14 protein-coding genes are annotated in these 14,206 nt (G+C 67.9%); 11 read left to right on the forward strand and 3 right to left on the reverse strand.

Annotated elements, in window-relative coordinates; genetic code table 11:
• Positions 1-7 precede the first annotated feature (7 nt).
• The 3 genes from ACK3BB_RS23290 to ACK3BB_RS23300 are packed head-to-tail and all read left to right on the forward strand — an operon-like array spanning position 8 to position 2,247.
• The gene (locus ACK3BB_RS23290) at positions 8-1,027 is read left to right on the forward strand and encodes a branched-chain amino acid ABC transporter permease (protein ID WP_428929074.1); all 1,020 of its coding nucleotides are present in this window, start codon (positions 8-10) and stop codon (positions 1,025-1,027) included.
• 41 nt (positions 1,028-1,068) lie between these two features.
• Positions 1,069-1,908: an intradiol ring-cleavage dioxygenase gene (locus ACK3BB_RS23295; protein WP_428929258.1), complete on the forward strand. Its 840-nt coding sequence runs from the start codon at positions 1,069-1,071 to the stop codon at positions 1,906-1,908.
• 6 nt (positions 1,909-1,914) lie between these two features.
• A complete protein-coding gene (locus tag ACK3BB_RS23300; protein WP_428929075.1) occupies positions 1,915-2,247 on the forward strand; it encodes a hypothetical protein in 333 nt (110 codons plus the stop codon).
• A 39-nt stretch (positions 2,248-2,286) separates the two neighbouring features.
• On the opposite strand, the gene ACK3BB_RS23305 is transcribed toward ACK3BB_RS23300, so the two are convergent.
• Positions 2,287-3,237, reverse strand: coding sequence for a LysR family transcriptional regulator (locus tag ACK3BB_RS23305; protein WP_428929076.1), 951 nt, complete (start codon positions 3,235-3,237; stop codon positions 2,287-2,289).
• A gap of 91 nt (positions 3,238-3,328) precedes the next feature.
• On the opposite strand from ACK3BB_RS23305, the gene ACK3BB_RS23310 reads away from it, so the two are divergent.
• Entirely contained in the window at positions 3,329-4,402 is a 1,074-nt protein-coding gene (locus ACK3BB_RS23310) for a maleylacetate reductase (protein ID WP_428929077.1), read from the forward strand.
• Positions 4,403-4,501: 99 nt separating this feature from the next.
• On the forward strand, positions 4,502-6,259 hold the full coding sequence (locus tag ACK3BB_RS23315; RefSeq protein ID WP_428929078.1) for an FAD-dependent oxidoreductase: 1,758 nt from the start codon (positions 4,502-4,504) through the stop codon (positions 6,257-6,259).
• Positions 6,260-6,452: 193 nt separating this feature from the next.
• Here ACK3BB_RS23315 and ACK3BB_RS23320 read toward each other — a convergent pair whose 3' ends face one another.
• Together ACK3BB_RS23320 and ACK3BB_RS23325 are read right to left on the reverse strand one after the other, a co-directional pair.
• On the reverse strand, positions 6,453-7,586 hold the full coding sequence (locus ACK3BB_RS23320) for a Gfo/Idh/MocA family protein (RefSeq protein WP_428929079.1): 1,134 nt from the start codon (positions 7,584-7,586) through the stop codon (positions 6,453-6,455).
• A 16-nt stretch (positions 7,587-7,602) separates the two neighbouring features.
• Positions 7,603-8,328, reverse strand: a complete 726-nt coding sequence (locus ACK3BB_RS23325) for a GntR family transcriptional regulator (protein WP_428929080.1) — start codon at positions 8,326-8,328, stop codon at positions 7,603-7,605.
• A gap of 113 nt (positions 8,329-8,441) precedes the next feature.
• Here ACK3BB_RS23325 and ACK3BB_RS23330 point away from each other — a divergent pair, with 113 nt between their 5' ends.
• The 6 genes from ACK3BB_RS23330 to dctP are packed head-to-tail and all read left to right on the forward strand — an operon-like array spanning position 8,442 to position 14,113.
• Complete coding sequence (locus ACK3BB_RS23330) at positions 8,442-9,596, forward strand: LLM class flavin-dependent oxidoreductase (RefSeq protein ID WP_428929081.1); 1,155 nt, start codon at positions 8,442-8,444, stop codon at positions 9,594-9,596.
• Complete coding sequence (locus ACK3BB_RS23335) at positions 9,596-10,522, forward strand: aldo/keto reductase (RefSeq protein WP_428929082.1); 927 nt, start codon at positions 9,596-9,598, stop codon at positions 10,520-10,522. The genes ACK3BB_RS23330 and ACK3BB_RS23335 overlap by 1 nt, the downstream gene beginning before the upstream one ends.
• Positions 10,522-11,076, forward strand: coding sequence for a flavin reductase family protein (locus ACK3BB_RS23340; RefSeq protein ID WP_428929083.1), 555 nt, complete (start codon positions 10,522-10,524; stop codon positions 11,074-11,076). The genes ACK3BB_RS23335 and ACK3BB_RS23340 overlap by 1 nt, the downstream gene beginning before the upstream one ends.
• Positions 11,077-11,131: 55 nt before the next feature.
• Entirely contained in the window at positions 11,132-11,731 is a 600-nt protein-coding gene (locus ACK3BB_RS23345; RefSeq protein WP_428929084.1) for a TRAP transporter small permease, read from the forward strand.
• A 1-nt stretch (position 11,732) separates the two neighbouring features.
• Positions 11,733-13,022: a TRAP transporter large permease gene (locus ACK3BB_RS23350; protein ID WP_428929085.1), complete on the forward strand. Its 1,290-nt coding sequence runs from the start codon at positions 11,733-11,735 to the stop codon at positions 13,020-13,022.
• A gap of 32 nt (positions 13,023-13,054) precedes the next feature.
• Positions 13,055-14,113 carry a TRAP transporter substrate-binding protein DctP gene (gene dctP, locus ACK3BB_RS23355; protein ID WP_428929086.1) on the forward strand — a complete coding sequence of 353 codons (1,059 nt, stop codon included), beginning with the start codon at positions 13,055-13,057 and terminating at the stop codon, positions 14,111-14,113.
• The last annotated feature ends 93 nt before the right edge of the window (positions 14,114-14,206 follow it).

Raw genomic sequence — 14,206 nt, forward strand, 5'->3', positions numbered from 1 at the left:
GCCGATCATGCGCAAACCCTTTCTCTCCCTGATCTTTCCGGCCTTGGTCCTGGGCCTGGCCCTGGTGCCCATGATGGGCTCGCGGGCCATGGTCCAGGACCTGTTCATGGTGCTCTGCCTGCTGGTCCTGGCGCTGAACTGGAACCTGCTGGCCGGCTTTGCCGGGCTGGTCTCGGTCGGCCAGCAGGCCTTTGTCGGCATCGGGGCCTATGCCATGTTCGCCGCCGTCATCCTGTGGCAGACCGGCCCGCTGACCGGCATCCTGGCCGGCGGCCTGGCCGCCGCCGCCCTGTCGGTGCCCGTGGCATTCTTTGTCTTTCGCCTGAACGGGGCCTATTTCGCCATCGGCACCTGGGTCGTGGCCGAGATCGCCCGCCTGTCGCTGGGCCAGTGGCGCGCGCTTGGCGGCGGCACCGGCACCTCGCTGCCGCGCGAGGCCACCCAGGACATGGCCATCATCCCCGCCGTGCGCGCCCTGCTCGACACGTCCAAGGCCGGGGCGGTCGATGCCATCACCTATTGGCTGGCCCTGGCCCTGGCCGCGACCATGCTGGTGGCCAGCCGTGCCTTCCTGCGCTCGCGCATGGGGCTGGGCCTGCAGGCCGTGCGCGACAACCCCATGGCCGCCCGGTCCATCGGCGTCGATCCGACCCGGCTCAAGGCCCTGGTCTTTGTGCTGACGGCCTTTGTCACCGGGATCTGCGGCGCGCTGCTCTTCACCCAGATCGGGCGGATTTCGCCCGATGCGGCCTTCTCGCTGCTCGACTGGACGGCCTTTGTCATCTTTATCGTGGTCATCGGCGGCATCGGCACCCTGCCCGGGCCCGTCGTCGGCGTGCTGGTCTTCTACCTGCTGGAACGCTTCCTGGCCGATTACGGCACCGTCTATCTCATCGTGCTGGGCCTGATCGGCATTGCCATCATGCTCTTTGCCCGGCGCGGGCTGTGGGGCCTGTTCATCCAGCGCACGGGCATCGACCCGGTGCCCCTGGGCCATGCCGCGCCCGGGCCACGGCCCGCCGCCTGAGCCAACCGTCATCCGCCATCCGATCCGTCCGAGGAGGAACGATCATGAGCTATTTCACCGAAGCCAATTCCGCCGAAACGGTCAATGCCCGCATGGACCCGGCGACCAACCCCCGCCTGGCCGTGATCATGGCCAGCCTGGTGCGCCACCTGCATGCCTTTGCCAAGGACGTGACCCTGACGCAGGAGGAATGGGAGACCGCCATCGCCTTCCTGACGCGCACCGGCCAGATGTGTTCGGGCGAACGCCAGGAATTCATCCTGCTGTCCGACGTGCTGGGCCTGTCGATGCTGGTCGATGCGATCAACAACCGCCGGCCCGAAGGCGCCACCGAAAACACCGTCTTCGGGCCCTTCCATGTGCCCGACGCCCCGATCCGCGAGATGGGTGCCAACATCAGCCTGGACGGCAAGGGCGAGAGCTGCCTCTTCGAAGGCCGGGTGCTGGACCTCGATGGTCAGCCCGTCGAAGGCGCCTGTGTCGATGTCTGGTCCGACAATGCCGACGGTTATTACGACGTGCAGCAGCCGGGCATCCAGCCCCGGTGGAACAACCGCGGCCGGTTCTTCACCGGGCCGGACGGGGCCTATGCCTTTCGCGGGATCAAGCCGGTCAGCTACCCGATCCCCGATGACGGGCCGGTGGGCCAGATGCTGGGCCAGCTGGGCCGCCATCCCTATCGCCCGGCCCACATGCATTACCTCGTCACCGCCCCGGGCTTTCAGAAACTGGTCACCCATACCTTTGTCGGCGGCGACGATTACCTGGCCTCGGATGCGGTCTTTGGCGTCAAGACCACGCTGGTCGCACCGTTCGAGCCGGTGACCTCGGGCGATACGGCCTGGCGCTCGCCCTTCGATTTCGTGCTCGTGCGGGAATGAGCGGCCATGCCCAACCTCAAGATCTTTGTCGACGATGCCCGGCTGGGTGACATCCGCGCCCCGCTGGTGGCCGCCCTGCCGGGCCTGCGGGACCGGCTGTGCCGGGCGCTGGCGGTCGATCCGGCGATCAGCCAGATGGCCATCCTGCCGGTCATCGGCCTGCCCGACCAGCCGGCCCTGAATGTCGAGCTGCACCTGCTGGCCGCGCCCACCCGCGACCGCGAGGCGCTGCGCGCGCTGGCAACCGAGCTGCGCGAGGCCCTGGCCCAGGCCACCGGCCTGAGCGTGGCCGTGCGCATCGCCAGCTTCGATCCCGCCGGGTATGTCACGCTGAAATGACCCTGCGCCCCGCCGTCCGACTCGCCGTCAGACCCGCCATCAGCCTCGCCGCCGGGTGACCTGCTGCTCATGATCCATCCGCGCCTGCAACCGGCTGAATTCGGTGCCCAGGAATTCGGCGAACTGGCCCACCGCCGGCGGCCCCCGCCGGTCGGCCATGCGCAACACGCCCAGCTGGCGGTCGGGATGGTCGATCTTGAGCGGCAGCGCCTCGAGCGGCACGGTGCGCCGCGACAGGAAGACCACCGAATAGGGCAGGATCGTCAGCGCATCCGAACCGACCAGGACCGACTGGATCGAGGCCAGCGTGCCGCCCGAGAAATTGACCCTGAAATCCTCTTGGCCGATCGACCGCACCGCCCGTTCCAGGTCGCGGTAGAGCGGCGAATTGGCCGGCGGCGCGATCCAGGCATATTCGGCAATGTCCGACAGGGTGATCCCCCGGGTGCGGCTGAGCGGATGGCCGGCCCGGCAGGCAATGACATTGTTGCCGGCCAGCAGCGGTTCAAAGGTCATGTCCTGCGGCACCTGGCCCGGGTGCATCGGCAGGATCGCCAGGTCCAGCCCGCCGTTGCGCAGCCCGGTTTCCAGCGTGTCGCGATAGCCGTAGGACTGGTCGATCTGCACATCGCCATAGCGCGACTGGAACTCGGCCACGAAGGTCGAGACCACCCCGTCCATGAAGATCGGCGTGCCGCCCACGCGCAGCCGCCCGGCCAGGCCCTGGCGATAGAGCCGCACCAGCTGGCTGGCCTCCTGGTTGGCCGCCCGGATGCGGCTGCCCAGCCGGGCCAGGTTCATCCCCAGCTCGGTCGGGCGCAGCGGTCGGCGGCCCGGTTCGAACAGCGGAAAGCCGATGCGTTCCTCCAGCAGCGACATGCTGCGCGAGACCGAGGGCTGCGACTTGCCCAGGGCCTCGGCCCCTTCGGTCAGCCCGCCGCGCTCGACGATGACGGCCAGGATCTCGAGATGTTCGCTGTCAATCTTCATAACACAATGCGATATTATACCGATCTCATCCGATCAATATCCCTCTTTATCCGGTGTAGCGTCGCCCCGACCGCATCGAGGGAGGAGAGCGATGTCATTTTTCCGCCAGGAGTTCACGGCGCGCAGCGCGGCCGTGCGGGTGCGTTTCGGGGCCGGCCTGCGCCGGGCCGTGGCCGAGGAGCTGGACGGGCTGGGCGCCAGCCGGGCGCTGATCCTGACCACGCCGCAACAGGCCGGGCTGGCCGACGAGATCGCCGGTTATTGCGGCGCCCGGGCCGTCGGCCGGTTCACCGGGGCGGCGATGCACACGCCGGTGGCCATTTCCGAAGAGGCGACGGCACTGGCCCGCAAGCTGGAGGCCGACGTGGTGATCGCCGTGGGCGGCGGATCGACCATCGGGCTGGGCAAGGCCATCGCCCTGCGCACCGACCTGCCGCAGATCGTCGTGCCCACGACCTATGCCGGGTCCGAGGCCACGGCCATCCTGGGCCAGACCGAGGACGGCGCCAAGACCACGCTGACCGATCCCGCCGTTCAGCCCGAGGTCATCCTCTACGATGCCGAGCTGGTCGCCACGCTGCCCGTCGACATGACGGTGACCTCGGCGCTGAACGCCATGGCCCACGCGGCCGAAGGGCTCTATGCCCGCGACCGCTCGCCGATCTCGTCGCTGATGGCCGTCGAGGGGCTGCGGGCTTTCCGCGATGCCCTGCCCGGGGTGCTGCAGGCCCCCGGCGACCTGGCCGCCCGTGGCGAAACGCTTTACGGCGCGTGGCTCTGCGGCACCGTCCTGGGCCAGGTGGGCATGGCCCTGCATCACAAGCTCTGCCACACCCTGGGCGGGTCGTTCGACCTGCCCCATGCCCAGACCCATGCCATCATGCTGCCCCATGCCATCGCCTTCAACGCCCGGGCCGTGCCCGAGCTGCTGGCCCCGCTGGGCGCGCTGTTCGACGGGGCCGATCCGGGCACGGGCCTGTGGGACTTTGCCGGGCGGATGGGCGCGCCGCTGGCCCTGCGCGATCTCGGCCTGGCCGAGGCCGACCTGGACCGGGCGGCCGATCTGGCCGTGGCCAACCCCTACTGGAACCCGCGTCCGGTCACCCGCGAGGCCATCCGCGCGCTGTTGCAGAACGCCTGGGACGGCGCGCCGCCCGCCGGCTGATGACCGGCCGGGGCCACCGGCCCCAAAGCCCCACAGACACTTGCCCGGGCCGGCCAAGCGCGCCGTGCCGCGGATCGACGATTTCAAGGGAGGATCACAATGGCTGACATCACGACCGAGGTTCTGATCATCGGGACCGGCCCCGCCGGTTCGGCCACGGCGGCGCTACTGTCGACCTATGGCATCGACAACATGGTGGTGAACCGCTACCGCTGGCTGGCCAACACGCCGCGCGCCCATATCACCAACCAGCGCGCGATGGAGGTGCTGCGCGACCTCGGCCGCGACGTCGAGGACGAGGCCTACATGTTCGCCACCCACCAGGACCTGATGGGCGAGAACATCTTCTGCGAAAGCCTGGCCGGCGAAGAGATCGGGCGGATGAAGGCCTGGGGCAACCATCCGCTGTCGAAGGCCGAGCACCTGATGTCCTCGCCCACGCAGATGAACGACCTGCCCCAGACCTACATGGAACCGCTGCTGTTCAAGACCGCCTGTTCGCGGGGCACCCAGGCGCGCATGTCGACGGAATACCTGCGCCACGAACAGGATGCCGACGGCGTGACGACAACCTGCCTCGACCGGCTGACGGGCCGGGAATTCACCGTGCGCTCGCGCTACCTGGTGGGCGCGGATGGCGGCAAGTCGCTTGTGGCCGAACATGCCGGCCTGCCCTTCGAGGGCAAGATGGGCGTCGGCGGGTCGATGAATATCCTGTTCCGGGCCGACCTGTCGCGCTATGTCGCCCACCGGCCCTCGGTGCTTTACTGGGTGATGCAGCCCGGCGCCGATGTCGGGGGCATCGGCATGGGGCTGGTGCGCATGGTGCGGCCGTGGAACGAATGGCTGATCGTCTGGGGCTATGACATCGACGCGCCCGAGCCCGAGGTCACGCCCGAGATGGCCACCAACGTGGCCCGCCAGCTGATCGGCGATCCCGAGCTGGAGATCGAGCTGCTGTCGGCCAACACCTGGACGGTGAACAACTATTTCGCCACGCGCACGGCCAATGGCCGGGTGTTCTGCATGGGCGACGCGATCCACCGCCACCCGCCGTCGAACGGGCTGGGGTCCAACACCTCGATCCAGGATGCGTTCAACCTGGCCTGGAAACTGGCCATGGTGCTGCAGGGCAAGGCCGGGGCCGGGTTGCTGGACAGCTATGATGCCGAACGCGCGCCGGTCGCCCGCCAGATCGTGACCCGGGCCAACCAGTCGATCGCCGAGACCGGCCCGATCTTTGCCGCCCTGGGCATGGCCGAAGGGGTCAGCCCCGAGGACATGCAGACCAACCTCGAAGCCCGCGCCGGAGGCACGCCCGAGGCCGAGGCGCAGCGCGAGGCGATCCGCAAGGCCATTGCCTTCAAGAAATACGAGTTCGACGCCCATGGCGTCGAGATGAACCAGCGATATCGCTCGGAGGCCATCGTCACCGACGGCCAGATCGAACCGGCCTTCCAGCTGGATGCCGACCTGCATTACCAGCCCACCACCTGGCCCGGCGCGCGGCTGCCCCATGCCTGGCTCTATCGCCAGGACACCGGCGCCGAGGTCTCGACGCTGGATCTGTGCGGCCATGGCCGGTTCACCCTGCTGACCGGGCTGGGCGGCGAGGCCTGGGCCGAGGCCGCGGCCGAAGTGGCCGGGGCGCTGGGGGTCGAGATTGCGGCCCATGTCATCGGCCCGCGCCGTGCCCATGCCGACCACAGCGGCGATTGGGCCCGGGTGTCCGAGATCCCCGACAGCGGCTGCCTGCTGGTCCGGCCCGACCACCATGTCTGCTGGCGGGCCACCGGCATGTCGGCCGACCCGGCGGGAGACCTCGACCGGGTCATGCGCGCCGTTCTGGCGCGCTGAACACGCGCGGGGCCGGGAGACCGGCAGGTCCTCCAGAAGGGCGCCGGTGCTCGGGGCCTGATGTTCGGGACCGGGCCGGCGTTCAGGGCGTGGCCGGCGTTCCGGTCAGCGCCGAGGCCGGCGATGACGCCGGCCTCGGGCACCTCGTCCCGGCCCCGAGGCGCAGCCACCCCCGGGGGCAGTCCAAGGCCGATCAGGCCAGTTCGCTGATGTCGATCGCGCGGCCTTCGGTCATCGACCGCTGCGCGGCGATGCCCATCAGCACGGCCCATTTGCCGTCCTGCAGCGACACATCCGGCGCCGCGCGCTCGCCGCGCACCATTTCGAGAAAGCCCCGGTGCTGGTAGAAGGTCGACCCGTTGTGATCGCCCGCTTCCAGGATCGTCGGATCGACCGGGATCTCGCGGATCTCGGGCCCCTTGGGATCGCGCGGCGACACGATGACCTGCGGCACCGGCGCGGCGCCCAGGTGGGTCGGCCAGAACCGGCCGGGCCCGGGCACCAGCGCCTCGATCTTGCCCTTCGGCCCCACGGCCGAGATCTCTTCCTGGTACCGCGCGCCCTCGGCGAACATGCACAGCTCCAGCATCGCGCGCACGCCGCTGGCAAATTCGACGATCACGTAGCCATGGTCGAAGATGTCGGGCATCTCGCCTTCATAGCGTTCGTCCAGGTGGTTGGCCGCCTGGCCGCCCATGGCCATGACGCGCACCGGGTCCGAGCCCAGCGTCAGGCGCATCAGGTCGAAGAAATGGCAGCATTTCTCGACAAAGGTGCCCCCGGTGTAGCGGTTGAACCGGTTCCAGTCGCCGACCTTTTCCAGGAAGGGGAACCGGTGTTCGCGGATGGTCAGCATCTTGACCCCGCCGGTCGCCGCCTCTGCCTCTTCCAGCAGCTTGGCCACCGGCGGCATGTAGCGATACTCCATCGCCACCCAGACCTGGGCCGGGTAATCGGCGGCAAAGGCATCAATGGCCGCGGCATGGGCCGGGTCGGTGAACAGCGGCTTTTCGACCAGCACCGGCAGCGGGCGTTTCGCGGCCACGGCCTGCAGCTGTTCGACATGGCGGAAGTTGGGGCTGGCGATCAGCAGGCAGTCGATCTCGTCCAGATCCAGCAGGGCTTCGACCGAGTCTACGAATTGCGCGTCGGGGGCGAACTGGCGGGCGTGGGCACGCATCTCGGCATCGGGCTCAAAGATCGCGCCGACCGCCGTGTTGTCCAGCAGGGCGATGTTGCGCAAGTGCTCCTGGCCCATCATGCCGCAGCCGATGATGCCATAGGTGATGGTCCGGGTGTCGCTGTGCGCCAGCGTTTCGGTGGTCATTGGGAAGGCTCCCCCTTCAGATGAGGCGCTGCACGTACAGCGCCTTTTCGGTGTCGTACCAGGTACGGGAAAACTCGACCGCCTCGGCGCCCTGCGCCCAGGACAGCCGTTCGATATAGGCCGTGGTCGTGCCCGGCCGCAGCGCAAAAGCCGCCGGCGCCCAGTCGGGCACCGGGCCGATGCCCACGCGGTCCTCGGCCCGGGTGATCCACAATTGCAGCGCCCGGCGATAGGTCAGGTAAAGCGAATCCTGCACCAGGTCGCGCGGCACCTGGCCGGCCCCGCCGTCCAGCCAGATCTCTTCGACCGCGATGACCGCATCGTCGAGATAGCGCAGCCGGCGGAACCGCGTGCCCTGGGCCGACAGGCCATAGGCGGGCTGGCGCGCATCCTTGTCGAGGTAGTCATGCGACAGGATGTCGGCCGTGGGCAGACCGCCGCCGCCCTGGGCATGTTCCAGCCGGAACATCGAATAGACCGAATCGACGGCGCCTTGCGCGCGGATGTAGTTGCCCGAGCCCTGCCGGCGTTCCAGCAGGCCCTTTTTCTCAAGCTCCAGCAAGGCCTTGCGCAGGGTGCGCACGGTCGTGCCATGGGCCCTGGCAAAGTCGCGTTCGGGCGGCAGTTTCTGGCCGTCGACCAGCCGGCCGGCGGCAATGTCACGGATCACCAATTCGCTGATCTGCATGTAGATCGGCAGCGCGTCGGGCCGGTTGGCGGCCGTCCTCTTGCTGTCCTGCATGTCTCCGCCTCCTCCTGCGGATGCTGCGTCGCGAAAAAATTGATACACCATTGATCTACATCAAGGACAGGGGTAGTGAAAGGGAAAGTTCGGAAGGCTCGTGGGAGGAAGACATGACGATCGTACCCGTTACATCCGCCGATCTCGACGCGGTCGAGGTGGCCTGGTTCGCGGCGCTCTGCTCGGATGACTACCAGTTCCTGGGCGTGCCCGACGGCGATCTGCGCTCGTCCTGGGCGCATTGCTCGGACATCGTGAAAACGGCCGAGGCCCGGGGTTTCGGCAACATCCTGTGCCCGTCGTCCTACCAGGTCGGCCAGGACACCCTGAGCTTCGTCGCCGGCTGCGCGCCGATCACCGACACGATCAACCTGCTGGCCGCCGTGCGCTGCGGCGAGATGCAGCCGATCATGCTGGCCCGCACCATCGCGACGCTGGATCACATGCTGCAGGGCCGGCTGACGGTGAACATCATCTCGTCGGATTTCCCCGGCGAGAAGGCCGAGAGCGAATTCCGCTACCAGCGCTCGCGCGAGGTGGTCGAGATCCTCAAGCAGGCCTGGAACCGCGACGAGATCAATTACGAAGGCGAGGTCTACAACTTTGCCGGCCTGACCACCGATCCGGCCCGGCCCTACCAGACCGGCGGGCCGATGCTGTATTTCGGCGGCTATTCGCCCGCCGCGCTGGACCTGTGCGGCCAGCATTGCGACGTCTACCTGATGTGGCCGGAAAAGACCGAGGACATCGCCGGGCGCATGAAGGCGGCCAATGCCGCGGCCGAACGCTATGGCCGGACGCTGGATTACGGGTTCCGTTCCCATGTCATCGTGCGCGACACCGAGGCCGAAGCCAAGGATTATGCCCGCTACATCGCGTCCAAGCTGGATGACGAGCTGGGCCAGGCGATCCGCGAACGGGCGCTGGACGCTACCAGCCTGGGCGTCAGCCACCAGGCGCGCAACCGCGAGCTGGCCGACCTGGAAGGCTATATCGAGCCCAACCTCTGGACCGGCATCGGCCGGGCCCGGTCGGGCTGTGGCGCGGCGATCGTGGGATCGACCGACCAGGTGCTGACCAAGCTCGAAGAGCTGCGCAACATGGGCATCCGGGCCTTTGTCCTGTCGGGCTATCCGCATATCGACGAGGCCGATCATTTCGGCACCCGCGTGCTGCCCCAGCTGAAGACCTGCCAGCTGAACCAGGCCTGGGGCCGCGTACCCGAAACCCTTCCGCAGACGCCCCTGGGCGCAGGAGACCGCCGCTGATGGACCAGGTGATGGACAAGACGACCGCTTCCCCCCTCGACCGCGTGACCATGGCCGACGGGCTGAGCTTTTCGCGGCTGGTCTACGGCATGTGGCGGGTCGGTGACGATGCCGACACGTCGGCCGCCCATGTGCGGGCCAAGATCGACGCCTGCCTGGACCAGGGCATCACCACGCTGGACCAGGCCGACATCTACGGCGATTACACGGCCGAAGCGATCCTGGGCCAGGCGTTCAAGGCCGATCCGGCCCTGCGCCAGAAGGTCGAGATCGTGACCAAGTGCGACATCGTCGCGCCCTGCGGCAAATATGCCGACGTTGCGGTCAAGCATTACGACACTTCGCGGGCGCATATCGAGGCTTCGGTCGACAATTCCCTGCGCGACCTGGGCACCGATTACATCGACCTGCTGCTGATCCACCGCCCCGATCCGCTGATGGACCATGCCGAGACCGGCGCCGCGCTGGATGACCTGGTCAAGGCCGGCAAGATCCGCGCGGCCGGCGTGTCGAACTTCCGGCCCTGGGACGTCAAGCTGCTGCAAAGCGCCATGTCGACCAGGCTCGCCACCAACCAGATCGAGATCTCGCTGGCCCGGGTCGAGCCCTTCACCGACGGCGACCTGTCCTATCACCAGCGCAAGGACGATCCGGTCATGGCCTGGTCGCCCCTGGGCGGCGGCAGCCTGATGACGGCCGACACCGCGCTGACCGCGCGGATGGATGCCCTGGCCGCCGAGTTCGGCGTCGACCGGTCCGCCGTTGCCGTGGCCTTCCTGCTGCGCCACCCGGCCTGCATCCTGCCGGTGCTGGGCACCAATTCTCTGGACCGCATCGCCCGGATCTCGGACGCGGCCAAGGTCTCGCTCAGCCGGGTGCAATGGTTCCAGCTCTACGAGGCCGCGCTCGGCCGCGAGGTCGCCTGATGCAGATGGCCCAGCCGCACCGCTTTGTGCCCGACCCGGCCGACGGGCGGGCGCTGCGCGATGCGTTCGGCCATTTTGCCACCGGCGTGACCATCGTCACGGCCGCCGGCCCGCAAGGCTGCCTGGCCATCACGGCCAACAGCTTTTCCTCGGTGTCGATGGACCCGCCGCTGGTGCTGTGGTCGCCGGCCCGGGCCTCCAGCCGCTTTGCGGTCTTTGCCGGGGCCGAGCATTTCGCCATCCACGTGCTGGCCGCCGATCAGCGCGACCTGGCCTGGGCCGTGGCCGGCAACGGCGCGGCGCTGGCCGGGATGGACCTGGGCCTGAACGCCGATGGCGTGCCCGTGCTCGATCATTGCCTCGCCCGGTTCGACTGTCACCGCCACGCGGTGCATGATGCCGGCGACCATGCCATCGTCGTGGGGCACGTGCGCCATGCCACCGTCCACCAGGGCGAGCCGCTGGCCTTCTTCCGGGGCAAGGTCGCGCATATCGGCCACCCGGAGGCGACAGCCGACACGGACCACCCGGGCCACCGGGACCACAAGACCTGACGCGGGCCGTCATCCCGGGGGAAGACGCCGGCCCGTGCACGAAAGGGGGGAGAACATGATGCTATTCGACGGGCTGATCCGGCCCCTGTCCTGGGTCAACGATCACCTGCTGGCCATCGGCCGGGCGATCGGCATCCTGGCCATTGCCGTCATGGTCGCCGTGACGCTGGTTCAGGTGTTCTGCCGCTACGTGCTGGGCAACGCCCTGCCCTGGCCCGACGAGGCCGCCCGGTTCTGCATGCTGTGGATGACCGGGCTGATGGCCCCCATGGCCTTTCGCCGCGGCGGTTTCGTGGCCATCGACGTGCTGCCCAAGGCCCTGCCCCGCCGGGCGGCCAGCGCGTTGAACCTGGTGCTGCTGATGGTCAGCCTGGTCGTGCTGGTCATTGCCGTCCAGATCGGCTGGAAGGAAGTCACCGGGCTGGGCGGACGCTTTGCCTCGGCCTCGCTCTACGTGCCCACGTCCTGGGATTTCAGCAGCTGGTACCGCGTGCCGCGCAGCTGGATGATGGCCTCGCTGGTTGTCGGCATGGGCCTGCTGATCCTCGTCAACATCGAGCTGATCCTGCGCAACATCGCCGAGCTGATGTCCGACCGCGCGCTCGACCTGGTGCCCCAGGCCGGGCCGCAGACCAAGATGCAGGGGCCCGAATGACATGCTGATCTGGTTCCTTCCGCTCTTCCTGGTATTCCTGATGATCGGCCTGCCGGTCTTTTTCGGCCTGCTGGCCGCGCCGGGCATCCTGCTGTTCCTCAACGGCCAGGAACGCGACATCACCCTGCTCTACCGCAATCTCTACAACGGCATGGACAGCTTTCCGCTGATGGCCATCCCGTTCTTCATGCTGGCCGGCGAGATCATGAACCGCGGGGGCATCACCCATCGGCTGGTCGAATTCAGCCAGGCCTTCATGGGCCACCTGCGCGGAGGCCTGGCCCATGTGAACGTGATGTCGTCGATGCTGTTTGCCGGCCTGTCGGGTTCGGCCGTGGCCGATACCTCGGCGCTTGGGTCGATGCTGATCCCGGCGATGGAGAAACAGGGCTATACCCGCCGGTTCGCCGCCGCCATCACCGCGGCCAGCTCGGTCATCGGGCCGATCATCCCGCCGTCGGGCATCATGATCATCTATGCCTATGTCATGGGCGAAAGCGTCGCCGCGCTGTTCCTGGCCGGGCTGGTCCCGGGCATCCTGGTCGGTGTCGGGCTGATGCTGCTGATCAAGGTCATGGCCAACCGCTACGATTTCCCCGTGGCCTCGCGCCGCTACAGCTGGGGCGAACGGGGCGAGGCCAGCCTCAAGGCCTTCTTCCCGCTGATGACCCCGGTGATCATCCTGGGCGGTATCCTGGCCGGGGTCTTCACCCCGACCGAAGCCGCGGCCGTGGCCGTGTTCTATGCCCTGTTCATCAGCCTCTTCGTCCTGCGCACCATGCGCCTGTCCGACCTGCCCGACGTGCTGGGCCGGGCCGGGCTGACCTCGGCCGTCGTGCTGCTGCTGGTCGGGGCGGCGATGTCGTTCAAGACCGTCGTGTCGCTGTCGCATGCGCCGCAGACCATGGCCGATTCCATCCTGTCGCTGACCGAGAACCCGCTGCTGCTGCTGTTCCTGATCAACCTGCTGCTGTTTGCCGTGGGCATGTTCCTGGATGCCGGCCCGGCGATCATCATCCTCGGCCCGATCCTGGGCCCGGTGTTCACCGGCATGGGCGTCGACAGCGTGCATTTCGCCATCATCATGTGCGTCAACCTGACCGTCGGCCTGGCCACGCCACCCATGGGGCTGGTGCTGTTCGTCGCCTCGGCCGTGTCGGGCGAACGGGTGACGACCATCGCCCGGGCCATCCTGCCTTTCCTGGCGGTCGAAATCGCGGTGATCTTCCTGATCACCTATTTCCCCGCCATTTCCATGACGATCCCGCGCCTGACCGGGTTCGCGAACTGATGAATTCCAAGCTCAACGGGAGGACCACTATGATGCTCAGGAAGACACTCACGGCCGCCGCGACGCTGGCCACCATCGCCGGCTTTGCCCTGCCGGCCATGGCCCAGGATTACACCATCCGCGCCGTCGCCAATTCCAACGAGAACGACGAGGATTACGACGGCCTGCAGGTCTTCAAGTCCTATGTCGAAAGCGCGTCGAACGGCGCCATCGGCGTCGAGATCTACATGGGCACGCAGCTGTGTTCCAACGGCGCCGAATGCCTGCAGGGCGTGGCCGACGGATCGATCGATGTCTACATCTCGACCTCGGGCGGCGCGGCCGGGCTGTTCCCCTATGTCCAGGTGCTGGACCTGCCCTACCTGATGCAGGACGACCGCATCGCCGAAAAGGTGCTGGCCGGCGATTTCACCCGCACGATGCGGGCCATGGCGCTTGAGGATTCCGGCGGCATGATCCGGCTGATGACCATCGGCAACACCGGCGGCTGGCGCAACTTTGCCAACACCAAGCAGCGGGTCCAGACCCCCGACGACCTCAAGGGCATGAAGATCCGCACCGTCGTGGCCGACCTGCCCCAGGAACTGGTCCGCGCCCTGGGCGCCGCGCCGACGCCGATCCCGTGGCCGGAACTGTTCACCTCGCTGCAGACCGGCGTGGTCGAAGGCACCAAGAACGGCATCACCGACATCATGTCGATGAAATTCCCCGAGGCCGGCCTGCAATATGTCACCCTGGACGGCCATGCCTACATGGGCGCGCTGTGGTGGATGTCGAACGACACCTTCCTGGCCCTGCCCGAGGACATGCGCCGGGTGGTTGTCGACGGGTTCTACCAGCTGCAGCAGGCCACCTTTGCCTCGCCCAAGCGCAAGTCGATCCCGGCCTACCAGGAATTCGTCGAGGGCGGCGGGGATCTCTACGTGCCCACGCCCGAGGAAAAGCAGGCCTTCGCCGAGGCCGCCCAGCCGGTCTATGAATGGTTCACGGCCAATGTCGACGGCGGCCAGCAGATCTTTGACGCCATGCAGAGCGCCGTGGCCGATGCCACCGAAGAGCTGGACGCCGAGCACGCCGCCGACATCCAGTGATCGGCCTGGCGGTCACCCCCGGCCCGGGCGACCGGGCCTGACGCGGGGCCGCAGGCTGACCGGCGGACCAGGACGGGTCCGCCACACACCGCA

Origin of the sequence: Marinibacterium sp. SX1 (assembly GCF_050389775.1) — a bacterium.
Classification (GTDB): Bacteria; Pseudomonadota; Alphaproteobacteria; order Rhodobacterales; family Rhodobacteraceae; genus Marinibacterium.